Raw genomic sequence first — 24251 nt, 5'->3', positions numbered from 1 at the left:
GTCTTCTCCCCTGCTACTCGCCGGCAGTTCCGGCGGGTCCGGCCGCCTCGGCCGGCGGTGCTGCCGCGGCGGCACCGGACTCCCGCTCGCCCCGCGGCAGCGCGCCGCCGCGGGCCGCTGTGGCGGCAGCCTTGGTGGCGCGGTGCGGTGCGAGCACCATGATCATGTTTCGACCGTCCTGCTTCGGCGCGGCCTCGACGTACCCCAGCTCCGAGATCTCGGACTCGAGCCGACGCAGGAGCCGGTAACCCAGCTCCGGGCGGCTCTGCTCGCGACCCCGGAACATGATCGTCACCTTGACCTTGTCCCCGGCCTTGAGGAACCGCACCACGTGACCCTTCTTGGTCTCGTAGTCATGCGGATCAATCTTCGGCCGAAGCTTCATTTCCTTGATGACGGTCTGCTGCTGATTACGCCGCGCTTCGCGCGCCTTCAGTGCGCTCTCATACTTGAACTTGCCGAAGTCCATGAGCTTGCACACCGGCGGGCGCGCCATTGGCGCAACCTCGACCAGGTCCAGGTCGACGTCCGCGGCCAGCTGAAGGGCGCGCTCTAGCGGGACGATGCCCACCTGCTCACCCTCGGGACCGACCAGTCGGACCTCACGTGCCCGGATCTGCTCGTTCACGCGTGGTTCGACGCTGATGGGGCCTCCTCGAGTCGAGTCTTCTGCGTTGCCGACCCTGCGGCTCCCGGGTAGGAACCGACCCGGAAAGCAGAAGGCCCTGGCAGCTGCCAGGGCCCGCTCGACCGGTCGGCACGACCATATAGTCGCGCATCCGACACCGAGGCATGCTCAGAATCGGGGACCGGACCCGTCCGCCGCGCGGCGAATCAGGTGGGAGCAGGCGCTCCGCTTTCAAGGCCACCCGCAAAGCCGCAGCTGGCCTGGTCGTCCCAGATAGCCTACACCCCGCGCCGGTCCGCCCCAAACCGGGCATCAGCCCCGTACCTGATCTGACGGGGTCAGGGGCGGTCAGGAACCGGCGGCGCCCTCAGCCAGCCGGGCCTGATGCAGCCGGCGCAGCTTGCGGACTGCGTCCACGGCCAGCTCCTTGTCGGCGGCCTGGAGGGCAAGCATCGGCACCAGGTCGTCATCGTGCAGCTCAAGGCTCGCCCAGGGCGCCCCGCGGTCGAACCGGACACCACGGACAAGCTCCCAGGGCAGCTCGTACGAACCGATCACGTTCTGCACCCGGACCCGCTGCGCGTCGGCCTCCACCCGCGGCCGGGTGAAGAGCAGGAAGGCAAGTGCGCCGAGCACGCCAAGGCCGACCATGCCGAGTTGGTCGCCTCGCTGAAACGAGCCATAGCCGCTGCCGGTCGCCCCGTGCAGCGACGTCGCCAGCACCGTGAACAGCAGCACCAGGGCAATCGCCGAGGCCCAGCAGACCAGCCGGACCCGCCGGGGCCGGATACGGAACGCTTCGGTTTCGCTCACTCCGCCAGTCTGCCACCCACGCCCGGGCGACCCGCGCCCGGCACACAGCCGGGCGCGGCGAGGCTCGGCCGGGGCGGCGGGGCGACCGGTCCGGCCGGGGAAAGTAATCCCCGGCGCATGCCCCGGCCCGGGTCAGAGGCGGCAGGCCTGAATGCTCGTGACCAGAATCGCGCGGGCGCCGACCTGATACAACTCATCCATGATCTGGTGCACATCGTCGCGGAGCACCATCGCCTGCACCGCTACCCAGCCCTCCCGGTGCAGCCGGGAGACGGTTGGCGACTCGATGCCCGGAGTCAACGAACTGGCCCGTGCCAACAGGTCGGCCGGGACGTCGTACGTCAGCATCACGTAACGCCGGGCGACGAGCACGCTGTGCAGACGACGGAGCAGCAGCTCGCACTGCGGGTGGGGCGGCGCGGCAGAGCGGCAGACCAAGACGGCGGACGAGCGCAGCAGCGGCTCACCGAAGACCACCAGGCCGGCCTGACGCAGCGTGGCACCGGTCTCCACCACATCGGCGACCACGTCGGCGAGGCCCAGCCGGATGGCGTTCTCCACCGCGCCGTCCAGGCGGATCACGTCGGCCTTGACGCCCAGCTCGGCGAGGTGCCGCTCGACCAGGCCGGGGTAGGCGGTAGCGACCCGACGCCCGTCCAGGTCCTGCGCCGAGGCGATGTCCTCGGGTCGAGCGGCGAATCGGAAGGTGGCCTGGCCGAAGGCCAGGTCGACCACCTCGGTGGCGGCCGCACCGGAGTCGACCAGCAGGTCCCGGCCGGTGATGCCGACATCCAGGTCTCCGGAGCCGACGTAGGTAGCGATGTCCTTCGGACGCAGATAGAAGAACTCAATATCGTTTGACTCGTCCCGGCAGACCAGGTCCTTCGGGTCGGTTCGCTGGCGGTAACCCGCCTCGCGCAGCATCTGAGCGGCCTTCTCGGCCAAGGTCCCCTTGTTGGGTACCGCGACTCGCAGCATGGTGCAATGCTCCTTGTCGGAGAGCGGGAGGGTCGGTCGGCACGGGACACTCACAGATGTCGGTAGACGTCCTCAAGGTCGAGGCCAGTAGCGAGCATCAACACCTGCACCTGGTAAAGCAGCTGGGAGATCTCCTCGGCGGTCCGCTCGGGCCCCTCGTGCTCGGCTGCCATCCAGGACTCGGCCGCCTCCTCGACGACCTTCTTGCCGACGAAGTGCACCCCCTTGTCCAGGGCCGCGACGGTGCCCGAGCCCGGGGTGCCGGCAGCGGCCTTGGCCTGCAGCTCGACAAACAACTCCTCGAACGTCTTCACAGGGTCGATTCTTGCAACCGACCGGCCGCCGCGGCTCCACCGGGTCCGGAGTGTCCCACGATGCCGACCCGAGACCTCAGACGCCGAAGCCCACCCGTGCGGTGGCGCCAGCCAGGTCCCGAACCGCGAGCGCCGCATCGAGGACCGCGACGGTCGCCGCCCAGCCCTTGTCCTCCGCCGAGCCGGGCAGCCCAGCCCGGTCCCGGGCCTGCTCGATCGTCTCCACGGTCAGCACCCCATGCCCCACCGGCTTCCCCTCATCCAGGGCGATCCGGGTAAGCCCGTCGGTGACTGACCGGCAGACGTAGTCGAAGTGTGCGGTGCTCCCCCGGACCACCACCCCGAGTGCCACCACCGCGTCGCAGCGCCGGGCGAGTGCCTGCGCCACCACGGGTAGCTCGACCGAACCGGCCACCCGGGCCACCGTGACGCCGGCCCCACACGCTTCGGCGGCGGCGACCGCCCGGTCGAGCATGTGGTCGGTGAGCTCGCCGTGCCAGCGGGCAGCGACCACGCCAACGGTCAGACCCGTGGCAGCAACAGCATCAATGCCCGGTTCCCCGAAGCCCGCCATACCTATGCTCCAATCCCATCACCGACGACGGTGCGCCCCGTGGGCGCGTCGACCACCTCGTCGAACTTCAGCAGATGTCCCATCCGGTCCCGCTTGGTCCGCAGATAGTCCACGTTCTCGGGGTGCGGTCGAACCGGCAGGTCCAGGCGGCCGGTGACGGTCAGGCCATACCCCTCCAGGCCGGCCCGCTTGGCGGGGTTGTTAGTCAACAGCCGCATCGACCGCACCCCCAGGTCGTAGAGGATCTGCGCGCCGGTGCCGTAGTCCCGCGCGTCCGCCGGCAGGCCAAGCTCCAGGTTCGCGTCCACGGTGTCCCGGCCCAGGTCCTGCAACTGGTACGCCTGGAGCTTGTGCAACAGCCCGATCCCGCGCCCCTCATGACCGCGCAGGTAGAGCACGACTCCGCGTCCTTCCTGGGCGACCCGCTTCAGGGCGGCGTCCAGCTGCGGACCACAGTCGCAGCGCAGCGAGCCGAAGACGTCACCGGTGAGGCACTCGGAGTGCACCCGCACGAGCACATCTCGACCGTCACCGAGATCACCCAGCACCAACGCGACATGCTCGGCCGAGTCGTAGTCGCCGCTGTACCCCAGCGCCCGGAAGACCCCGTGCCGGGTGGGGAGCCGCGCCTCGGCGACCAACTCGACCTGCTTCTCCGTCCGCCGGCGATAGGCGATCAGGTCCGCGATGGTGACCAGGAGCAGCGAGTGCTCGGCGCAGAACCGCTCCAGGTCCGGGCCCCGCATCATGGTGCCGTCGTCGTTGACCAGCTCGCAGAGGACGCCCACGGGGCGTAGCCCGGCCAGCCGGGTGAGGTCGATCGCGGCCTCGGTGTGACCGGGCCGGCGCAACACACCCCCCTCGCGGGCCCGCAGCGGGACCACGTGACCGGGCCGGGCCAGATCCTCCGGCCCGGTGCCGGGGTCGGCGAGCAGCCGGATCGTGTGCGCCCGATCGGCGGCGGAGATGCCGGTGCTCACGCCCGCCCGGGCGTCCACCGTCACCGTGTAGGCGGTGCCGCGCCGGTCCTGGTTGGTGTGGTGCATCGGCGGCAGGTCCAGCCGATCGCACTCACCCTCGGTCAAGGCCGTGCAGATGTAGCCGGAGGTGTAGCGGACCATGAAGGCGACCAGCTCGGGCGTGGCCAGCTCGGCCGCGAAGATCAGGTCGCCCTCGTTCTCCCGGTTGGCGTCGTCGACCACGACGACGGGCCGGCCGGCGTTGATCTCCGCCATCGCTCGTTCAATCCTGGCGAATGTGGTCACGCCGCAACCTCCGCATAGCTCGATGGAATCGGCGCGAGGTCGGTACGAGCAGCACGCGACGTCCGCCACCAGGCGACGAGACCCCAGGCGCAGAAGGCGCCGTAGACGAGGTACATGGCCGCAGAAGGGTAGAACCCGCCGCGCAGCAACAATGGCAACCCGACCACGTCAACGGCGATCCAGATCAGCCAGAAGTCCACGTACCCGCGGGCCATGCCGTACGTGGCGAGCAGGCTGCCGGTCAGGATCCAGGCATCCGGCAGCGGTCCCCACGAGCCCAGGGCGGCGAGGACCGGGTAGCTGACGGCGGTGCCGACGACGGCGGCCGCCAGCATCCCGAGCCGCTCCCGCCCGGTAGCCCAGCGGGGCTCCACCGCGGCGGCAGTGCCGTCGCTGCCCCGGCGACGGTTCCGCGACCAGCGCCACCAGCCGTAGAGGCCGAGCCCGAAGAAGAAGACCTGCCGGCCCGCCTGGCCGTAGAGGTCGTGTGCCTGTGGGGTGGCGAACGCTCCGCCGAGGAAGACGGTGAACAGCAGCGCGTTACCGATCATGCCGACCGGCCAGGCCCACACCACCCGGCGCAGGCCGAACATCGCCGCGGCCAGGCCGAAGACGTTGCCGACAATCTCGCGGACCAGCACCGGTGAGCCGGCGAGGCTCACCTGGGCGTCGAGCAGCCAGCCAAGCGGCCCCATCACGCCGGCCCACCCACCGGCGCGGCACCGGGCCGGCCGACAGCGGCGGGCAGGTGATCAGCGGCGGGCAGGTCGTCCGGCCCGGCCAGCTGACCCCCGCCGAGCAGCCGCTCGACGTATTTGGCCAGGACATCAACCTCGAGGTTGACCACGTCACCGACGCTCCGGGCGCCCAGTGTCGTCAGCCGCAGGGTGGTGGGGATCAGGCCCACCTCGAACCAGTCGGGCCCGACGCTCGCCACGGTCAGGGAAACCCCGTCAACAGTGATCGACCCCTTCGTCACCACATACCGAGCCAGGGCGGTGGGCAGGCGGAAACGGACTGTCTCCCACCGCGCGGCCGGTTCCCGGGCCAGCAGCTCGCCAACGCCGTTGACGTGCCCCTGAACCAGGTGACCACCGAGGCGGCTGCCGAGGGTGGCGGCCCGCTCCAGGTTCACCCGGTCACCGACGCGCAGCACGCCAAGTGCGGAGCGGCGCAACGTCTCGCCCATCACGTCGGCGGTGAAGGCACCACCGGCGAGTTCCACCACGGTCAGGCAGACTCCGTTGACCGCGATGGAGTCACCGGGCCGGGCGTCGGAGACGACCAGCGGGCCGTTGATGGTGACCACCGCGGAGTCCTCCGCGGTCTCCGCGATGTGGATGACCTCACCGAGTTCCTCGACGATGCCGGTGAACATGTCAACCCTCCCTCTTCCGGGGCAGTGCGGTGATCCGCAGGTCGGGTCCGACCTGGGTAACGTCAACGACCTCGCAGTCGATGGCATCGGTGATCGTGGTCACCCCCGCGGCTGCCAACGCAGCGGGGCCGGCGCCGAGCAGCCGGGGCGCGACGTAACCGACGATCTTGTCGACCATCCCGGCGGCGAGGAACGCACCGGCCAGCCGCGGCCCACCCTCCAGCAGCGCGGCGCGCACCCCGCGCTGGTGCAGCGCGGCGAGCAGCGCCGGCAGATCGACCCGGCCCGCCGAATCGGTGCCAACCTCCTCGGCGGTGGCGATCCAGGTCGGCGCGGCGTCGTCGCGGACCCGCGCTCCGGCCGGGGTCCGGCCCGCAGAGTCCACCACCACCCGCAGCGGCTGCCGGATGGCGAGGCTGCCGTCGCGCAGGTTCCGAACGGTCAGGCGCGGGTCGTCGGCGAGCACGGTGCCCACCCCGGCGAGGACGGCGTCCACCGTCGCGCGCAACGCGTGCACGTCCATCCGAGCCGCCTCGGAAGTGATCCACATGCTGGTGCCGTCGGCCGCGGCGGACCGCCCGTCCAGCGTCGCCGCGTACTTCCAGACGAGGTACGGCCAGCCCCGACGCGTTGAGGTCAGCCAGGCGATGTTGCCCGCCTCCGCCTCAACCGCGCGTACGCCCAGGTCGACCCGGACCCCGGCGGCGCGCAGCGTGGCGGCGCCACCGGACGCGGCCTGGTTCGGGTCGGGTACGGCGATCACCACCCGGGCAACGCCGGCCTGCACCAGAGCGGTGCTGCACGGGCCTGTACGGCCGGTGTGATCGCAGGGTTCCAGCGTGACCACCGCGGTGCCGCCCCGCGCCCGCTCCCCCGCGTTGGCGAGCGCGACGATCTCGGCGTGCGGGCCGCCGGCGTACGCGTGGAAGCCCTCACCGACGACCTGGCCACCCGGGTCGAGCAGCACGCAGCCGACGACCGGGTTGGGGCTGGTGGTACCGAGGCCGCGCGCGGCGAGCTCAACTGCGCGACGCATCGCCTCATCTACGGAGACGCCGGCCATGCCCTGCCCTCCCGCCCGCCGATCGGTGCGCGGGCGGCGATAGGAGCGGCGGCATCGGGCCGCGGGCGTGCGGTGGCGGAGATCCGGGAACGGCACAGCCGCCCCGGGAGGACCGCACGACACGCCGACACCGGCGGCCGGGCACGGCCCGTCCGTCCCGCGCGCTGTCTCCCATCCGGACTGTCTGGACGCGGGCATGCCCGCACCCAACCGTCGGCCCCGGATTTACACCAGGTCCACCGGGCGGACGAACCGCTCCCGGGTCGCGGGCTTACCACGGTCAGGCCGTGGATCACCGCCGGTTCGGAATTACACCGAGTCCCGCCAGCGCGTGGTGGGTACTACCCGAAGTCTTACACGCTCTGGGGGGTCAACGGCTACCCTCAGCGCGCTACTTCACAGAACGATGACTCGAATCCGACACACCGCGACGCCGGTCCATCGCCACGTACGACCCCGGCTGGCTCTTGGCCACCGACTTCATCTCGGAGGCGATCGTCATCGCCGCCAGCGGGTTCGTGAGCCGCTTGTCGGCATCCGAGACCGCGACGCCGATCGACAGGGTGACCAGCGCGGCACGGCGTAGATTGCCCCGCCGGTCCTTGAGCTCCACGTAGCCGCGGGCGGCGTCGGGCGGGTCGTAGAGCGCGTCGGCCGCCTGCTCAAAGTCCGCGGAGACCTGCGAGGTCAGCTGCCGGACCTGTTCCGGCGTGCTGACGAAGATGAAGTCATCGCCGCCGACATGACCCAGGAAGGCCGATGGGACCCCCACCCCGACGACCGCCTGGTGCAGGCTGCGGGCCAACGCGCTGATGAAGTCGTCGCCGCGAACAAACCCATAGACATCGTTGACACTCTTGAAACGGTCAATGTCGATGTAACCGACCGCATAGTCGGATCCGACCCGAATCCGGTCGGCGATCTCCCGGCGAATTCGGCTGTTGCCAGGTAGTCCGGTCAGCGGCGAGACCTCGCGGAACTCCTTGTTCCGACGCAGCGTGGAGCTGACCCGGGCCACCAACTCCGCGGTGTCGAAGGGCTTGACCAGGTAGTCGTCGGCGCCAGCGCTGAGGCCATGCACCTTGTCCGCGGTCATCCCCTTGGCGGTCAACATGATCACGGGCAGGGCGGCGGTCATCGGGTCGGCCCGGAGCCGTCGGGTCAGCTCCAACCCGTCCATCCGGGGCATCATCAGATCGACCACGGCCAGGTCCGGGCGATGCCGCGCAATCACCTCGAGCGCCGCCTGGCCGTCCCCGGCATGGATTACCTCGTAACCGTGCAACCTCAGGTTGAACTCGACGAACCGGGCAATGTCCTCGTCGTCGTCAACGACCAGAATGACGTCCTGGCGATCCCCGTCGGGCTCCACGTCAGGCCCGGGGCGCCGCGCACTCGGCCAGGGACCGCAGCCGGCGTACGGCCTCGGCCGGGTCGTCCGCACCAAAGACCGCGGTGCCGGCGACGAAGGCGTCCGCGCCCGCCTCGGCGGCATCGGCGATGGTGTCCACGGCGATCCCACCGTCGACCTCGATACGCAGCTCCAGGTGACCGGCGTTGACGTGTTGACGGGCCGTGCGCACCTTGTCCAACAGGTTCGGGATGAACCGCTGCCCACCGAACCCCGCCTTGATCGTCATGATCAACAGGGTGTCGAAGCTGGGCAGCAGGTCCAGGTACGGTTCGATCGGAGTGTCCCGGTCGATCGCCAGCCCCGCCTTCGCACCGGCCGAACGGAGATCCTTGGCCAACGCGACCGGATCGTCACAAGCCTCGGCATGGAACGTCACGTTGTACGCCCCGGCGTCGGCGTAGCCGGGTGCCCACCGCCGGGGATCCTCGATCATGAGGTGTACGTCAAAGGGGAGCGGGGTGGCGGCCCGCAGGCTCTGCACGACCGGCAGCCCGATCGTCAGATTCGGCACGAAGTGGTTGTCCATGACATCCACGTGCACCCAGTCGGCGGTGTCTTCGATGGCGCGGACCTCGTCCGCGAGGCGGGCGAAGTCGGCGGCCAGAATGCTCGGTGCGACGATTGGCAACGGTACGGTCACGAGGCCAGTGTACGAACGCAACCCCCCATCGCCACCGGCGCGGCACGACCGAGGCGCCCTCGGGCGCACCCCCGCGGCTCCCCCGGAGGGAACTGGCCATAACGGATCAGGGCGCCGTGCAGCGCCATCGCTCCACAGCGGTCACGGTCGAACCGTGCCGGCGGCAGCGGACCGCGAGCTGGGAACGCTGGACCGCGCCGGCGGCAGCCCCGACGTCGTTGGCCCACCGGAGCCGGCTTGCCACGTGCCGTAAGCTGCCGCACCGTGGCGTGTTCGACGCCATACCTATCGACCACACCCGGAGAGGGTCGCCGGATGAAACGAGTCACGCTGTGCGCCACGCTGGTGGCCCTGACGCTCGCCGGATGCGCTACCGCACCGCCACCGGGGACCGACGGCGATCTGGTTGACGACTGGGCCCCCATCGCCGCCCCGACCGGTTTCACGCCCGAAGCGGGCATCTGCCACCCCACCGTGACCGAGGTCGGTCACCGCAGCGTGTACGCGCCGACTCCCTGCGACCAGCCGCACCTGGTGGAGACCATGCACGTCGGCACGGTGACCGGGGACGAGGCGACGGACTCCACGCCACCGGAAGCCGGCTCGGCCGGGATGCAGACCGCCTACGCCACCTGCGAGCAGAAGGTGAACCAGGCGCTGGGCGGCGACTGGCGCAGCGGACGAATCGGCCTGTACGTCGTCTTGCCGTCGCCGGCCGGATGGGAGGGAGGCTCCCGCTGGTTCCGCTGCGACGTGAGCGAGGAGCAGAGCCTGGACGATCCGAGCGCGGTGTCCCGCACCGCCAGCCTGGCCGGAACGCTCAAAGAGGGCGACTCCCCACTTCGGCACACCTGCTTCGAGCCGGTGATCGAGGATGACCAGGTGGCGGAGATGACACCGGTGGCGTGTACGGAGAAACACCGCAGCGAGTTCGTCGGCGTCTGGGCCGCACCGGATGTCGACTACGCCGACTTCCAGCGCGACGGTGACCGGATCGGCGAGGGCTGCCTCAAGCTGATTGCCGAGTACGCCGGGGTGCCCCGCAGCGACGTGAAGTACCGCGCCGGCTACATCTACTACGAGCCGCGGAAGGAGCAGTGGCTCAGCGGCAACCGGGGGGTGCAGTGCTTTCTCTGGATCCACGACCGGAGCCTGACGCGGTCGGTGAAGGGCGCGGGCAAGGCGGGCCTGCCGACATAGGGCCGGCGGCGCCCGGGCCGGCCTGAGCCGCCCGGGCCGGCCGAGCCGGGGTGGCCACGCCGCGCACCGCGCGGACTGACCGCCCCGGGTCGATCAACGAAACGCACCGGGCACCGGGCACCGGGCACCGGGCACCGGGCGAGGGAACAGGTCGACCACGGCGCAAGCACCGCCAGGATCAGCCGCGGCGCAGCACCGCCAGGATCAGCCGCGGCGCAGCACCGCCAGGAACATGGCGTCGGTGCCGTGCCGGTGCGGCCACAGCTGCACCGTCGGCCCGTCGCCGAGCCCCGGCATCCCCTTCGGCAACAGCGGACGGGCGTCAACGAAGTCGACCGGCACCCCCGCGCGGCGCGCCGCCTCGGTAACCGTCACGTGCGTCTCGACGACGTGCGGCGAACAGGTCACGTAGGCCACCAGCCCACCCGGGCGGACCGCCCGCAGCCCCGCGCTGAGCAGTTCCCGCTGCAACCGGGTCAACGCCGGCAGGTCCGACGGCTGCCGACGCCAGCGTGACTCGGGCCGCCGACGCAGCGAGCCCAGACCGGTGCAGGGCGCGTCCACCAGTGCCCGATCGAAGTGCCCCTCCGCAAGCTTCGGCGTCGACCCGACGTTACGACCGTCCGTGTTGAGCACAGTGACCGGCAGGTCGCGAGTGGCCTGCCCGACCAGACGGGCCCGGTGCTCGGACACCTCCACAGCGGTCAGGCGCGCGCCACGCTGGGCCGCGACGGCACCGAGTAGGCCGGACTTGCCGCCCGGCCCGGCGCACAGGTCGAGCCAACGACCGTCTGGGCCGTCCAGGGGCGCCGCCGTGAGTGCGTCGGCCACCAGTTGGGAGCCCTCGTCCTGGACGTGGGCCCGCCCCTCGGTGAGCGCCGGCAGGTCGCCGGGGGCGCCCCCACCGGAGTAGACCGCGTACGGGGAGAAGGCACCCGGGACACCGCCGACCTCGTCGGCCAGGGCCACCGGATCAGCCAGCCCCGGTCGGGCACAGAGGTGCACCGGCGGACGCTCGTTGTCCTCGATGAGCAACCGGGTGGTCTCACCGAGATCACCACCGAGCGCCTCGGCGAACGCCCGCACAATCCACTGCGGATGGCTGTAGGCGAGCGCCAGATGCCCGATCGGGTCGGTCTCCTGCGGTGGGGCGAGCCGGGCCACCCAGGCGTCGGCATCCCGGCTGGCGACCTCCCGGAGCACCGCGTTGGCGAACCCGGTCGCCCCCGCCCCGACCGATCGAACCAGGTCAACAGTTGCCGAGACAGCAGCGTGGGCGGGCACCCGGGTGTACAGCAGTTGGTAGGCACCGAGCCGCAACGCGTCCCGAACCGGCGGGTCGATGCGGGCCACATCCCGCCCAGCGGCCTCGGTGAGGATCGCGTCGAGAGTTCCGAGCCGACGCAGCGTCCCATACGTCAGCTCGGTGGCGAAGGCGGCGTCCCGGCCAACCAGACCCGCGTCACGCAGGATCGCCGGGAGCACAAGGTTGGCGTACGCGTCGTCCCGGTTGACCGCGGCGACCGCTTGATAGGCGGCGTGCCGCGGTAGGTCAACAGCGCTCCGACCGGTGGGACGGCCGCGCCCGCCGGCCGTCGGCCGCTGGCCGCCATGACCCCGCCGCTCCGGGCGGCGCTCGAGCCCGGCACCGGAGCGACCGTGGCCGGTGGTGGGCCGACCGCCCCGGAAACCACCGGGCCGGTCCACGTCCTGGCCATCTACCGGGCCCGTCATGCGAGCACCTCCCCAGCGCCGACCCGGACGCCGCGCGCCCAGTCACTCGCCGGCATGGCCTTCTTGCCCGCCGCCCGGATCTCCCCGAGCGCAACCGGGGTGGTGGCGGTGCCGGCAAGCACCCGGGTCTTCTCCACCAACAACTCGCCCGGCTTCAGCTCGGGGCCATCCCCGACGAGAGTGACCGGGCCGAGCTTGACCCGCTCGTCGCGGAAGGTCGTCCACGGGCCGGGGGCCGGGGAGCAGGCGCGGACGCGCCGGTCCACGGCGAAGGCGGGGTCACCCCAGCGCACCCGGGCATCCGCCACGGTGAGCTTCGGCGCCAGGCTCACCCCGTCGCTCGGTTGCGGCTGTGCCCGTGCGCCGCCCTCCTCGATCGCGTCCAGCACGGCGATCAGCAGCTCGGCACCGGAGTGCGCCAGCCGCTCCAGCAGGTCGCCCGAGGTGTCGGTGGGGCGAACCTCGTCGGTGACGGTGCCGTACACCGGGCCCGTGTCCAGGCCCTCCTCGAGCTGGAAGACGCTCGCACCGGTCAGCTCGTCGCCGTGCAGCAGGGCGTGCTGCACGGGAGCCGCGCCGCGCCAGGCGGGTAGCAGGGAGAAGTGCAGGTTGACCCAGCCATGCCGTGGAATCTCCAGGGCGGCCGGCGGGACCAACGCGCCGTAGGCGACGACCGGCACACAGTCCGGCGCCAGCGTGCGCAGCCGGTCGAGGAACTCCGGCTCCCGGGGCCGGGCCGGGGTGAGGACCTCGACGCCGTGCTCGTCGGCCCAGGCGCCGACCGGGGAACGGGACAGGCCACGGCCCCGGCCCGCCGGAGCATCCGGACGAGTGAGAACCGCTACCAGTTCATGGCGGGAGGCGGCCACCGCGGCGAGGGTGGGGACGGCGACGGCCGGCGTACCGGCGAAGATCACGCGCATCGACCGGTCACCGCCCCAGGCCGAACGGGTTGGTGGCGGCGTGCGGGCTGAGCTTCACCGTCGGCGGGGTCGCCGGGTCGTACCACTCGGCCCGACGGATCTCCTTCATCGCCGCCTTGCGGCCGGCCGGGTCGAGCCGGTCGATGAACAGCACCCCGTCCAGGTGGTCGGTCTCATGCTGCACGCAGCGGGACATCAACCCGGTACCGACGATCTGCACCGGATCGCCGTAGCCGTTGAAGCCCTTGGCGACCACGTTCTGCCGACGCTTCGTGTCGAAGTACAGACCCGGTAGCGACAGGCAGCCTTCGGGGCCGTCCTGCTCCTCGGCGTCGGGGAACTCCAACACCGGGTTGACCAGGTGGCCGACCACGTCGTCCACGTCGAAGGTGAACACCCGCAGGCCCACACCGAGCTGCGGCGCGGCCAGACCAGCGCCGTTCTGCTCACGCATCGTGTCGATCAAATCAGCGACGAGCTTGCGCAGTTCGACATCGAAGTCGACCACCGGGTCGGCCGGCGTGCGCAGCACCGGGTCGCCGAAGAGGCGGATGGGCTGGACGGTCACGCGGATTGGCTCCTTCGTGGGCTTGGCAACGGGCGTGCCGTACCAGTCTACGGAGTGCTCAGCGCGGCCCCGGCCGGCGTACCGTGATCAACGGCTACGGCACCGACGGTCACCGGAAGCGTCTCGTAGCCACGCAGGGTCAGCCGGTTCCGGCGGATCGGCTCGCCGGCCAGCGCGAGCTCGGGCAGCCGGCGCAACAACAGCGGAAAGGCGACCTGGGCCTCCAGTCGAGCCAGCCCGGCGCCGAGGCAGTAGTGCGCGCCGGCACCGAAGGACAGCGGGGGCGACTGGGCCCGGCCCGGGTCGAATCGGGCCGGATCAGTAAAGCGCGCCGGGTCGCGGTTGGCCGCGCCGAGCAGCACCAGCAGCCAACTCCCCGCGGGCAGCTCAACCCCGGCGAGGGGCACCGACTCGCGGACCGTACGGGTGGTCAACTGCACGGGTGAGTCGTACCGCAGAAGCTCGTCCACGTAGCCGGGAGCGAGCTCGGGCTGATCCCGCAGCGCGGTCGCCGATTCGGGGTGGGTCAGGAGCACGAACAGACCGTTGCCAAGCAGGTTCGTGGTGGTCTCGAAGCCCGCGACCAACAGCAACACGAGGTTGGCCAGCAGCTCCTCGCCGGACAGCCGGTCACCGTCGGCGTCGTGCGTCTGGACCAGGGCGGTGGTCAGATCATCGGTCGGGTCCCGGCGGCGCTGGGCGATCAGCTCGGTGAAGTAGTCGCGCAACTCGGTGGCGCCGGCGTCGGCGATGGCCAACTCCTGCGGGGTGATCTCCGGCTCCAGGACACCGGTCAGATCGCTGGCCCAGCGCCGAAACTGAGCCCAGTCGGCCGCTGGCACCCCGAGCAGGGCGCAGATCACGGTGACCGGCAGCGGGTAGGCGAAGCTGCCCAGGAAGTCCACCGGAGCGCCACCTCGACCGGCCCGGATCATCTCGTCAATGAGTTCGTCGGCCTGGGCGGCTACCACCTCGCGGAGGGCGGCGACCCGTCGCGGGGTGAACACCCCCGCGGCGAGACGGCGCATTCGGCTGTGGTCTGGCGGATTGGCACGAATCATTGACTGGGAGATCGACATCATCGCCGGGCTGTCCTGCCAATGCGGGAAGACGCCGTCGCGCTCTTCATCGTCCATCACCCCAAACCGGGGGTTTCGCAACACCGCGTCGGCCTCGGTGTACCCGGTGACCACGAAGAATCCGGCCGCCGTCGGAACCACCGGGCCGTGCGCGCGCAGCCGCTCGTACGTGGGGTAGGGGTCAAGCCGGCCCGGCGGAGACATCAGCAGTGCGACCGCCTCAGATGCATCCATTCGCCACCTCCTATGTCAGGGTCAGGTGGCCCATCATGCACGCTCTGTTGGCATGCCGTAACCCCCACGCCGGGTTATGGGGACGGCGGCGCGGCTATCAGGCGCTGGCGCCCGGCTCCCCCGCCAACACCGCACCGCCGCCCAAGAGCGCCGGTTCGGGCAGCGGCAGATCGATCCCGTGCGCGACCGACCAGTCGTGGATGATGCTGGGCCGGACCTGGGCGGTGAAGTAGTCGATCGCACTCATCCCACCGACGACGGGCTCGTCAACCTCGGCGACCAGCCCGGCGGGCACCAGCCGGCACCCGTCCCGCAGCGCGGCGCTGAGTCGACGGTGCCCGTCCACCACGAAGAAGTGCTCGCCCGTGTAGCCGATCCGCAGCGGCTCCGGCGGCTCGTCGCCCGCCGCAGCGGCCTCGCCCGCGGATTCGGCGTCCCACTGGCCGCGGAGGGTGACGATGTCCTCGGTCGGGTATACCCGGGTCGGGTCGAGCAGCAGCAGCGGCGGAGCCTCCCGCAGCACCTCGGGGCAGAGCCGACCTTCGTACGCGGCGACGATGTGCTCGATCACCTCCGCGGCGCCGGCCCGGGTGGTGTCGCAGATCAGGTCGTAGTTGCGCAGCTGGGCCTTGTCCACGCCGTAGCGGATGATGAATCGATTCCGCTCACTCTCGCTGCGCTCCATGAGTCGGGCCTTCGCCTCCTCCAGGGAGGTGTACTGCTCAGCCGGGCCGGAGGGGCGCAGCAGCACGCGTCGGGCGGCCTCTCCGGGCTCGGTGATCATGTGCACCTTGAGCGCGTCGGTGAAGAAGTGCCAGGCGAGCCGCGAGTCCATCACCAGGCACTCGCCGGAGGCCGCGATGTCCCGTTGGAGTTGGTCAACGTAGCCGTCAACAGCCTGGTCCAGCTCGGCGTGCAAGTTGAGCTGGAGGGCGGTCATCTGCCGCTCCTGGGCCATCTGCCGGTAGAGGTCGCCCACGCTGACCCGACGCATGCCGAGGCGCTCGGCGATCTCCACGGAGACGGTGCTCTTGCCGCTGCCGAGGTCGCCGTTGAAGACAATCGACTGAGGAACGGTCACGACTGGTCCACCTATGATTGCGGGCTGTTAACACTCGTCGGCACCGCGCCACCCGACGCGCTCCGTCGCCATCGCCGCCGAACCGGCACCAGCTCCGGCCAGGCGCATCGAACGACACACCCCTGACCTGAAGCCTTCATCCGGCCCGGCATGAGGGGCGATGCTATCACCGGATCCGCCGCCATCCCCACACAGCGTGTCCGTCGCACCGACCGAAGTAACTCATAGTGAGTATCGGTCTCCGCTGCGTGGCGGATCAGAAGAGAGCCAGCGGGTCGACCTGGAGCCGGAGTGGATCCGCAGCCTTCCGGGCAGCGCGCACCCCCGCTGCGGCGTGCAGGGCCGCGGCCAGGGCGGACGCCCGGGCACGGGGAACCCGGACCAGCATCCGTTCCCGGTCGCCGTCGGCGGGCACCGGCCCCAGCAGCTCCGCCTCCGCCGGTAGCCGGGACTCGGCAAGCAACTCGGCGACGGCGGTCGGCGGCCCGGTGACGCTCGCCATCCGCACCGCCGGTGGAAAACCGAGCTCCCGGCGCTCGGCGAGTTCGCGGGCCGCAAACCAGCCAGCGTCCCAGCGGAGAAGCGCCTGCACCGGGGCGAGCGCACCGTCGGCGACCACCACCACCCGGCCGCCGGCTGGGCCGGGGCGGGCCAGGGCGGCGGCGGCGAGCCAGCGCCGCAGCGCCTCCTCCCCCGCCCGCAGATCGGCACGGGTCAGCAGGGCCCAGGAGTCCAGCAGCAGTACCGCCCCGTAACCGCCCTCGGCTACCGGCTCGGCACCGGGGGTGGTGATGACCAACCCGGCGCCACCAGGGACGGTCGCGAGGACCTCCTCCCGCCCGGAGGTGCGCACCGGCACGCCGGGGAAGGCCCGGCCCAACTCCTCCGCCGTCCGCCGGGCGCCGGTGACCGAGGCGCGGAGCCGCCGGCCGCGGCACTCCGGGCAGGCGTACGCGGCGGCGACCCGCGCACACCAGCGGCAGACCGGCGCACCCCGCGCCGAAGGCAACGCGAGCGGCCCGGCGCAGTGCGGGCAGCGCGCCGGAGTCCGGCAGGTGGCGCACGCCACCGCCGGCAGGTAACCACGCCGGGGCACCTGGACGAGGACCGGCGCATCGGCGGTGAGGGCAGCGCGCGCCACCGTCCAGGCCAGGCTGGGCAACCGGGCGGTAGCCGCACCGGGGTCCCGGGCCAGCTGGGGGTCGTCGCCGGTGGGGGCGATCGCCGGCATCCGCGCCCGGACGGCGGCACGGGCGGCCGTCACCTCGCGGGCCCACCCGGTCTCCACGAGTAGCTGCGCCTCGGCGGTACGGGCATAGCCGCCGACCAGGGCAGCGGCGCCAGCCAGCTGGGCGCGGGTCAACAACACCTCGCGGGCGTGCGGGTAAGGGGCGCGGGGCTCGGCGTGTAGGTCGTCACCGTCGTCCCAGATGGCGACCAGGCCGAGTCGAGATACCGGCGCGAACATGGCGGCCCGGGTACCGATCACCACCGGCACGTGACCCCGCCGGGCGGCGAGGAATGCCCGGTACCGGCGGGCCGGACCAAGCGCGGCGGTGAGCTGGACGTGCCGGCCGGGGCCGAGCACAGCGGTCAGCGCCGAGTCGAGCCGGTCGAGATCTCGGGCGTCGGCGACGACCACGACCGCGCCCCGGCCACCGGCGACGGTCGCCGCGACCGCCTCGGCGTAGCGGGTGGGCCACTCCTCCCCCGGCAGGGCAGACCAGACCGCGCGGGGGGCACGGCCGTCGGCGAGGGCCCGCAGCAGGGCGGGGCCAGTCGGGTAGTCCGCCCATCCGACCGGGTCGGCCGACCCGTTCTCCGTGTCCGGCGAGGCCGAACTGGCCGCGGGGGACGGTTGCGGCTCCTTCTCAACCCGGGCATGCCGGGGCGGGACAGCGAGGCGAAGCACGTCGGCGAGGCTGCCGGCGTACCGGTCGGCGACGGCGCGGGCCAGGCGGGCGATCTCCGGCGCGAGGGCCGGCTCCGGGGAGACGACCTTCTCCAGGTACGCCAGCCGGGGATGGGCGGATTCACTCACCCGCTCCAACAGCCAGCCGTTGACGAGCTGACCGGCGAAGCGGACCTTCACCCGAGCGCCGGGGACAGCCTCGGCGTCAAGGGACTCGGGCACCGCATAGTCGAAGGGCCGATCGAGGTGGGCCAGCGGAACGTCCACGCAGACACGAGCGACCGGCGACCCATTCGCGGGCCGCCGGTCGCTACGCGGGGTGTTACTCAGGCGCCCGCTACCGACTTGAGGTCAGCGGCGCGGTCGGTGCTCTCCCAGGTGAAGTCGGGAAGCTCTCGACCGAAGTGTCCGTACGCCGCGGTCTGCGAGTAGATCGGCCGGGTCAACTTCAGATCCCGAATGATCGCCGCCGGCCGAAGGTCGAACACCTCCGTCACCGCCTTCTCGATCCGCTCCACCGGCACCGTCTCCGTGCCGAACGTCTCCACGAAGAGGCTCACCGGCTGCGCCTTGCCGATGGCGTACGCCACCTGCGCCTCGCACCGCTCTGCCAGCCCGGCCGCCACCACGTTCTTGGCCACCCAGCGCATCGCGTACGCCGCTGAACGGTCCACCTTGGATGGGTCCTTGCCCGAGAACGCTCCGCCGCCGTGCCGCGCGTACCCGCCGTAGGTGTCCACGATGATCTTCCGACCGGTCAGACCCGCGTCGCCCATCGGGCCGCCGACCTCGAACCGGCCCGTCGGATTCACCAGCAGCCGATAGTCTTCGATGTCCAGCCCCAGCCCGAGACTCTCCACCTCCGGTGCGATCACGTGCTCCCGGATGTCCGGCGTCAGCAGCGAGTCCAGCGACACGTCGGCCGCGTGCTGCGACGACACCAGCACCGTGTTCAGCCGCACCGGCCGCAATCCCTCGTACTCCACCGTCACCTGCGTCTTACCATCCGGACGCAGGTACGGCACCACGCCTTCCCGCCGCACCTGTGCGAGGCGGCGCGACAGCCGGTGCGCCAACGCGATCGGCAACGGCATCAACTCTGGGGTCTCCGAGCAGGCGAACCCGAACATCATCCCCTGGTCACCAGCGCCCTGCGCATCCAACACGTGTTCGGACGCGCCGGTACGCAGCTCAAACGCGTTGTCAACACCCTGGGCGATATCCGCCGACTGAGACCCAATCGACACACTTACCCCGCAGGACGCCCCGTCGAAGCCCTTTCGCGACGAGTCGTACCCAATATCCAAAATCGTCCGACGCACGATCGACGGGATGTCGGCGTAGGCCTGGGTGGTTACCTCGCCCGCAACATGCACCTGACCGGTTGTGATCAGCGTCTCCACTGCAACCCGGCTACTCGGGTCCTCTGCCAGCAACGCATCGAGGATCCCGTCACTGATCTGGTCAGCAATCTTGTCAGGATGACCTTCGGTGACCGATTCGGAAGTGAAGAGGCGGCGTGTCACGGCACTCCTAAGTCAGGGAAACTCGTTCCGCGGCAGTTTAGTCACTCGCGTCCGGTACCGGATCCCCCTATCGCACACTGATCCAGCTATCCGGGATGGCCGGCCAGCCGGGGGACGATGAGGTCCCAGACACCGTCGGCGAGATCTTCCTTGGACTGCTCGGGCATCCGGCTGGCCGATCCGTCCGCGCCGATGACAGTCGCCGCGTTGGTGTCGGCGCCAAAAACCCGGTCCGGGCCGACCTCGTTGATGACGATGAGGTCCGCCCGCTTTCGGGCGAGCTTGGCTCGGCCGTTGGCCTCGGCGTCACTGGTCTCCGCGGCGAACACCACCAACACCTGCTCCGGGCGACGACGTTTCCCGAGCTCGGCAGCGATGTCCGGGTTCGCAACGAGCTCAATGGTGGGCGCGCTGCCGTCGTCCGACTTCTTGATTTTGCCAGTCGCGTACGTCGCGGGGCGGAAATCGGCGGGAGCCGCCGCCAGCACCACCGCGTCGGCGCGGTCGGCAGCCGTCAGCGTGGCTTCGCGCAGCTCGGCGGTCGTGCCGACCCGCACCAGATCCACACCGGCCGGATCGGGCAGCGCGACGTTGGCGGAGACCAGGGTGACCCGGGCTCCGCGCGCCACCGCGGCGCGGGCGAACGCGTACCCCTGCTTGCCGGAGGAGCGATTGCCGAGGAACCGGACCGGATCGAGCGGCTCCCGGGTGCCCCCGGCGGTGACCAGCACCCGCTTCCCGGTTAGATCCGCTGGCGCGGCGGCGCCGCGGGCGAGCACGCGTCGGGCCACGGCGAAGAGCTCCGCCGGGTCCGGTAGGCGGCCCTTGCCGGTGTCCATCCCGGTGAGCCGGCCGACCGCCGGTTCGACGACCCGCACCCCGCGGGAGCGCAGCGTCGCCACGTTGGCCACCGTCGCCGGATGTTCCCACATCTCGGTATGCATCGCCGGCGCCAGGACAACCGGGCAGCGGGCCGTCAGCAGAGTGTTGGTGAGTAGGTCGTCCGCGAGCCCATGAGCGGCCCGGGCGAGCAGGTCGGTGGTGGCCGGAGCCACCACGACCAGGTCCGCCTGCTGACCCAGCCGCACGTGCGGCACCTCGTGCACGTCGGACCAGACGTCGTCGGCGACTGGTTGCCCGGAGAGCGCCGACCAGGTCGCGGCCCCGACGAAGTGGAGCGCCGATGCGGTCGGCACGACCCGAACGCGATGACCGGACTCGGTGAACAGCCGCAACAACTCGCAGGCCTTGTACGCGGCGATCCCGCCACCGACCCCGAGGATAATCCGGGGGGACATCGTTGGGTACGCGCTACGGCTGGTCGGTGGGCTCAGCGGTGAGCAGGCCCGCGTTGATCTCCCGCATGGCGATCGAGAGCGGCTTCTCCTGCGGGGTCGTCTCGACCAGCGGGCCGACGTACTCCAGCAGGCCCTCGCCGAGCTGGCTGTAGTAGGCGTTGACCTGACGGGCCCGCTTGGCGGCGAAGATAACCAGCGCGTACTTCGAGGTGGTCTTCTCGAGGAGCTCGTCGATCGGCGGGTTGGTGATGCCTTCGGGGTTGGTGGCGATGGATCCCACGTGTTGACCTCTGCGTCTGTGACACCGCTCGCGGTGCTGGCGGTCAACCGCGCACGCGCGGTCGCGCCGGAGCTTTGAATGACGAACCGAACAATCCTACCAGCTCGTCCACGACCTGCGCAGTCCGGCCATGCACAATGGTATGTGCGAAATGCGGCTCGGTGACCGGATCAGTCACGTAGCCGGGTGGGTGCAGCAGAACCAGCTGGGCCGTCGGCAGCACAGCCCGCAGCCGTAGCGCCCCGGCCAGGTCCATCGAAAGCAGAGCTGGCGCCCCCGCGGCCAGTCGGGACCGCAGCGGCTGTCCCGGCGTACCGCGCCGGTACCGGCCGACCTGGCTCCATTCCAGCAGACCGCCAGCGGCCAGCAGCTGGTCGAACGTGGCCGAGTCGAGGAAGACCCGATCGACGCCCGCCACCTCGCGATCCCGCCGGGGCCGGGTGGTCACCGGCACCGGCGTCCACACGGTAGGCAAGCGCGCCCGGACCAACCCGACGACACCATCCCGACCGGAACCCGAGGGTCCGGTCAGGATGGTGAGCCGGCCCGCCGGGCGCGCCTCACCATCCGTGCTCACTGCTCGTTTCTACACGGCTGCCAACCTCAGTTGGCGGCGAACTCCCCAAGCAGGGCCTTGCGCTGCTGCTCGCCGAGGCCACGCAGGCGCCGGCTATCGGCGATCTTGAGCTTCTCCATGATCTGGGTCGCTCGGATCTTGCCGATTCCCGGCATCGCCTGCAGGACAGCGGATACCTTCAGCTTGCCGACGACATCGTCGGACTCGGCCCGCTCGAGAACGGCTCCGAGCGTTGTCTTGCCCTGCTTGAGCTGCTCCTTCAGCTCAGCACGGGCCTTGCGGATCTCCGCGGCCTTCTCCAGCGCTGCTGCGCGCTGCTCAGGGGTCAGTGACGGGAGCGGCACCAGTTCTCCTCAGGTCCCTATCGCGACGGGCGAACGCACCGCCGCACTGTGAAACGTGGTGTCGCTGCGAACCAGGGAGGCCCATGGTTCCCAGCGCGGGGAAAACTAGCGGTCAACGGCGCATTCGGCAACGTGGGCACGCGAAGATCGCCGGAAAGTGACCGAGCCGTCAGTCAGTTACGAACCGGTCAAAGCCGCTCGACAGTCGGCCAGCACCCGATCCGCGGCGCCCCGCAGGGCACCCAGATCGGGCCCCGCCGCCAGCACCTCACGGGAGTACGTGGGGAGCACTGCGGGCAGGCTGGCGCCGAAAACCACCCGTAGGTCGGCGGCGCTGGCGCCCTGCGCCCCCAGGCCCGGAGCGAGCAGCGGACCGTTGACCGCGCTGAGATCGTGACCCGTCGCACCGATGGTCGCCCCCACCACCAACCCCACGCTGCCCAACGGCTGCGCACCGGCGTTGAGCTGGGCAATCTCGTTGATCACCAGCTGTGCGACGGTCTGCCCGTCGGCGGTACGCGCCCGCTGCACCGCGGCGCCCTCGGGGTTGGAGGTGAGCGCCAGCACGAAGACCCCGCCGCCCTGCGCGGCGGCCAGCTCGAACATCGGGGCGAGCGCGCCAACGCCGAGATACGGGCTCACTGTCACCGCGTCGACATGCAGCGGACTCGATGGGTCAAGGTACGCGGAAGCGTACGCGGCGACCGTCGAGCCGATGTCACCACGCTTGACGTCGAGAAGTACGAGCGAACCAGCCGCCCGTAACTGTCGGATAGTTGACTCTAGGACCGCCACGCCCCGAGACCCGAACCGCTCGAAGAAGGCCGACTGCGGCTTGACCACCGCGACCCGGTCCCCCAACGCCTCCACAACCGTGCCCGCGAACCGTTCCAGACCGCGAACATCATCGTCGAGGCCCCACCGCGCGAGCAGACCCGGATGCGGGTCGATGCCAACGCAGAGCGGACCCCGCTCGCCGACCGACCGGTGCAACCGGGCACCGAAGCTCTCCATCGCAGACCTCCCTCTCGCGTGCGCCGCACGCATCGTCTCGGCGGGCGGCTGATGCCGCCCACCCGGCGGGCTCCGCCCGCCCACCCTCCGCCCCCAGCCGGCGGATCAGCCCGCCCGAGCCGCGGCGGCGATCCCGGCGGTGATCCGGGCCAGATCGGCGTCTGCGGTGACGTACGGGGGCATGGTGTAGATCAGATCCCGGAACGGTCGCAGCCAGACGCCGGCGGCGACCGCCGCGGCGGTAGCCGCCGGTAGGTCCACCGCATGGTCGAGCTGCACCACGCCGATCGCACCGAGCACCCGGACGTCGGCGACCCCCGGCTGCGCCCGTAGCGGCTCCAGACCGGCCCGCAGACCCGTCTCGATCCGCGCCACCTGCGCGGGCCAGTCGCCGGCCCGCAGCAGGCCGAGAGAGGCGTTCGCCACCGCACAGGCGAGCGGATTACCCATGAAGGTCGGGCCATGCGCGAGCACACCGTTCGCGGAGATCCCACGGGCGATCTCCGCGGTGCAGAGGGCGGCGGCCAGGGTCAGGTACCCCCCGGTGAGCGCCTTGCCCACACAGAGCACGTCCGGGGTCACGCCGGCGTGCTCGGCGGCGAACATCGCCCCGGTACGACCGAAACCAGTAGCGATCTCGTCAAAGATGAGCAGAACCCCGTGGGCGCGGGTGACCTCCCGCAGCACCTGTAGGTAGCGCGGATGGTGAAACCGCATGCCCCCGGTCCCCTGGACGACCGGCTCGACGATCACCGCGGCCAGCTCGTCGGCGTGTTGGGCGACCGCGTCCGCCAGGACGGCCTCGTACGCCGGATCCGGCGGTGCGGTGAATCCCGCCGGCGGCACCGGCGCGAAAACCTGCCGGGGCAGCACGTCACCCCAGAGGTGGTGCATGCCCCCCTCCGGGTCACAGACGCTCATCGGGTGGAACGTGTCGCCGTGGTAGCCACCCCGCCAGGTCCCCAGCCGACGGCGTTCCGGCCGACCGGTGGCCCGTTGGAACTGCAGGCACATCTTGACGGCCACCTCGACGCTCACCGAGCCGGAGTCGGCCAGGAAGACGTGCTCCAGCCCATCTGGCGCCAGCTCGACGAGGGTCCGGGCCAGCGTGACGGCCGGCTCGTGGGTGAGCCCGCCGAACATCACGTGGCTCATCCGGCCGAGCTGGTCGGTCACCGCCGCATCCAGCACCGGGTGCCGGTAGCCGTGGATCGCCGACCACCACGACGCCATCCCGTCAACCAGTTCCCGCCCGTCCGCCAGGCGCAGCCGCACCCCGGCGGCGCTCTCCACGACGTGCGGCGGAATGGCCGGCGGCAGCGCCTCGTATGGATGCCACACGTGAGCCGCGTCCGCGGCGCTGATCTCCTCCGGGGTCAACGACGTCGCCTCCTCACTAGCCGGTCACCGCGTC

At 71.1% G+C, this 24251-nt stretch carries 25 protein-coding genes and 1 riboswitch; of the genes, 1 reads left to right on the top strand and 24 read right to left on the bottom strand.

Annotated features, from left to right (window positions below):
• Window positions 1–13: 13 nt before the first annotated feature.
• The 11 genes from infC to rpe form a co-directional block, all read right to left on the bottom strand.
• On the bottom strand, window positions 14–628 hold the full coding sequence (infC, locus tag SALPAC4_RS0119115) for a translation initiation factor IF-3 (RefSeq protein WP_011905774.1): 615 nt from the start codon (window positions 626–628) through the stop codon (window positions 14–16).
• A 348-nt stretch (window positions 629–976) separates the two neighbouring features.
• Window positions 977–1441 (bottom strand): PH domain-containing protein, encoded by a 465-nt coding sequence (locus tag SALPAC4_RS0119110; RefSeq protein WP_018729975.1) that lies wholly within the window; start codon window positions 1439–1441, stop codon window positions 977–979.
• Window positions 1442–1573: 132 nt separating this feature from the next.
• Entirely contained in the window at window positions 1574–2419 is an 846-nt protein-coding gene (gene hisG / locus SALPAC4_RS0119105) for an ATP phosphoribosyltransferase (RefSeq protein WP_019871691.1), read from the bottom strand.
• A gap of 50 nt (window positions 2420–2469) precedes the next feature.
• On the bottom strand, window positions 2470–2733 hold the full coding sequence (locus SALPAC4_RS0119100; protein ID WP_018744025.1) for a phosphoribosyl-ATP diphosphatase: 264 nt from the start codon (window positions 2731–2733) through the stop codon (window positions 2470–2472).
• A 76-nt stretch (window positions 2734–2809) separates the two neighbouring features.
• Window positions 2810–3307, bottom strand: a complete 498-nt coding sequence (ribH, locus tag SALPAC4_RS0119095) for a 6,7-dimethyl-8-ribityllumazine synthase (RefSeq protein ID WP_019871690.1) — start codon at window positions 3305–3307, stop codon at window positions 2810–2812.
• A gap of 2 nt (window positions 3308–3309) precedes the next feature.
• The gene (locus tag SALPAC4_RS0119090; RefSeq protein WP_027644372.1) at window positions 3310–4572 is read right to left on the bottom strand and encodes a bifunctional 3,4-dihydroxy-2-butanone-4-phosphate synthase/GTP cyclohydrolase II; all 1263 of its coding nucleotides are present in this window, start codon (window positions 4570–4572) and stop codon (window positions 3310–3312) included.
• Window positions 4569–5267 carry a nicotinamide riboside transporter PnuC gene (gene pnuC / locus SALPAC4_RS0119085; protein ID WP_019871688.1) on the bottom strand — a complete coding sequence of 233 codons (699 nt, stop codon included), beginning with the start codon at window positions 5265–5267 and terminating at the stop codon, window positions 4569–4571. Before pnuC ends, SALPAC4_RS0119090 begins: the two co-directional genes overlap by 4 nt.
• Window positions 5267–5950 carry a riboflavin synthase gene (locus tag SALPAC4_RS0119080; RefSeq protein ID WP_018734027.1) on the bottom strand — a complete coding sequence of 228 codons (684 nt, stop codon included), beginning with the start codon at window positions 5948–5950 and terminating at the stop codon, window positions 5267–5269. The genes pnuC and SALPAC4_RS0119080 overlap by 1 nt, the downstream gene beginning before the upstream one ends.
• Window position 5951: 1 nt before the next feature.
• Window positions 5952–7013 carry a bifunctional diaminohydroxyphosphoribosylaminopyrimidine deaminase/5-amino-6-(5-phosphoribosylamino)uracil reductase RibD gene (gene ribD, locus SALPAC4_RS0119075; RefSeq protein ID WP_019871687.1) on the bottom strand — a complete coding sequence of 354 codons (1062 nt, stop codon included), beginning with the start codon at window positions 7011–7013 and terminating at the stop codon, window positions 5952–5954.
• 159 nt (window positions 7014–7172) lie between these two features.
• A riboswitch (FMN riboswitch) is annotated at window positions 7173–7346 on the bottom strand.
• Between the two features lie 58 nt (window positions 7347–7404).
• Window positions 7405–8385 carry a GGDEF domain-containing response regulator gene (locus tag SALPAC4_RS0119070; RefSeq protein WP_020113535.1) on the bottom strand — a complete coding sequence of 327 codons (981 nt, stop codon included), beginning with the start codon at window positions 8383–8385 and terminating at the stop codon, window positions 7405–7407.
• A gap of 1 nt (window position 8386) precedes the next feature.
• Entirely contained in the window at window positions 8387–9067 is a 681-nt protein-coding gene (rpe, locus tag SALPAC4_RS0119065) for a ribulose-phosphate 3-epimerase (protein ID WP_019871685.1), read from the bottom strand.
• Between the two features lie 315 nt (window positions 9068–9382).
• Here rpe and SALPAC4_RS0119060 point away from each other — a divergent pair, with 315 nt between their 5' ends.
• Complete coding sequence (locus SALPAC4_RS0119060; protein ID WP_019871684.1) at window positions 9383–10267, top strand: septum formation family protein; 885 nt, start codon at window positions 9383–9385, stop codon at window positions 10265–10267.
• A 204-nt stretch (window positions 10268–10471) separates the two neighbouring features.
• Here SALPAC4_RS0119060 and SALPAC4_RS0119055 read toward each other — a convergent pair whose 3' ends face one another.
• The 13 genes from SALPAC4_RS0119055 to SALPAC4_RS0118995 form a co-directional block, all read right to left on the bottom strand.
• Window positions 10472–12001, bottom strand: coding sequence for an RsmB/NOP family class I SAM-dependent RNA methyltransferase (locus SALPAC4_RS0119055; protein ID WP_019871683.1), 1530 nt, complete (start codon window positions 11999–12001; stop codon window positions 10472–10474).
• Window positions 11998–12924, bottom strand: coding sequence for a methionyl-tRNA formyltransferase (gene fmt / locus SALPAC4_RS0119050; RefSeq protein ID WP_027644371.1), 927 nt, complete (start codon window positions 12922–12924; stop codon window positions 11998–12000). Before fmt ends, SALPAC4_RS0119055 begins: the two co-directional genes overlap by 4 nt.
• Window positions 12925–12931: 7 nt before the next feature.
• Window positions 12932–13492 (bottom strand): peptide deformylase, encoded by a 561-nt coding sequence (def, locus tag SALPAC4_RS0119045; protein WP_019871681.1) that lies wholly within the window; start codon window positions 13490–13492, stop codon window positions 12932–12934.
• 47 nt (window positions 13493–13539) lie between these two features.
• Window positions 13540–14805, bottom strand: coding sequence for a cytochrome P450 (locus SALPAC4_RS0119040; protein WP_019871680.1), 1266 nt, complete (start codon window positions 14803–14805; stop codon window positions 13540–13542).
• A gap of 97 nt (window positions 14806–14902) precedes the next feature.
• Window positions 14903–15886 carry an AAA family ATPase gene (locus SALPAC4_RS0119035; RefSeq protein ID WP_019871679.1) on the bottom strand — a complete coding sequence of 328 codons (984 nt, stop codon included), beginning with the start codon at window positions 15884–15886 and terminating at the stop codon, window positions 14903–14905.
• A 256-nt stretch (window positions 15887–16142) separates the two neighbouring features.
• On the bottom strand, window positions 16143–18065 hold the full coding sequence (locus SALPAC4_RS0119030; RefSeq protein WP_019871678.1) for a primosomal protein N': 1923 nt from the start codon (window positions 18063–18065) through the stop codon (window positions 16143–16145).
• A 59-nt stretch (window positions 18066–18124) separates the two neighbouring features.
• Window positions 18125–19324 (bottom strand): methionine adenosyltransferase, encoded by a 1200-nt coding sequence (metK, locus tag SALPAC4_RS0119025; RefSeq protein WP_019871677.1) that lies wholly within the window; start codon window positions 19322–19324, stop codon window positions 18125–18127.
• A gap of 86 nt (window positions 19325–19410) precedes the next feature.
• Entirely contained in the window at window positions 19411–20622 is a 1212-nt protein-coding gene (coaBC, locus tag SALPAC4_RS0119020; protein ID WP_019871676.1) for a bifunctional phosphopantothenoylcysteine decarboxylase/phosphopantothenate--cysteine ligase CoaBC, read from the bottom strand.
• Between the two features lie 13 nt (window positions 20623–20635).
• Window positions 20636–20902: a DNA-directed RNA polymerase subunit omega gene (gene rpoZ / locus SALPAC4_RS0119015; RefSeq protein ID WP_013285517.1), complete on the bottom strand. Its 267-nt coding sequence runs from the start codon at window positions 20900–20902 to the stop codon at window positions 20636–20638.
• A 43-nt stretch (window positions 20903–20945) separates the two neighbouring features.
• A complete protein-coding gene (locus SALPAC4_RS0119010) occupies window positions 20946–21479 on the bottom strand; it encodes a nucleoside/nucleotide kinase family protein (RefSeq protein WP_019871675.1) in 534 nt (177 codons plus the stop codon).
• 26 nt (window positions 21480–21505) lie between these two features.
• Window positions 21506–21823, bottom strand: coding sequence for an integration host factor, actinobacterial type (gene mihF / locus SALPAC4_RS0119005; RefSeq protein WP_007458370.1), 318 nt, complete (start codon window positions 21821–21823; stop codon window positions 21506–21508).
• A gap of 177 nt (window positions 21824–22000) precedes the next feature.
• Window positions 22001–22837, bottom strand: coding sequence for an orotidine-5'-phosphate decarboxylase (gene pyrF, locus SALPAC4_RS0119000; protein WP_019871674.1), 837 nt, complete (start codon window positions 22835–22837; stop codon window positions 22001–22003).
• Window positions 22838–22942: 105 nt separating this feature from the next.
• Window positions 22943–24217 (bottom strand): adenosylmethionine--8-amino-7-oxononanoate transaminase, encoded by a 1275-nt coding sequence (locus SALPAC4_RS0118995; protein ID WP_019871673.1) that lies wholly within the window; start codon window positions 24215–24217, stop codon window positions 22943–22945.
• Between the last annotated feature and the right edge of the window lie 34 nt (window positions 24218–24251).

This window comes from Salinispora oceanensis (genome assembly GCF_000383575.1).
Taxonomy (GTDB): Bacteria; Actinomycetota; Actinomycetes; order Mycobacteriales; family Micromonosporaceae; genus Micromonospora; species Micromonospora oceanensis.
The sequence above is the reverse complement of the archived record's forward strand: the minus strand, read 5'-3'. Positions and strand labels throughout refer to the sequence as shown.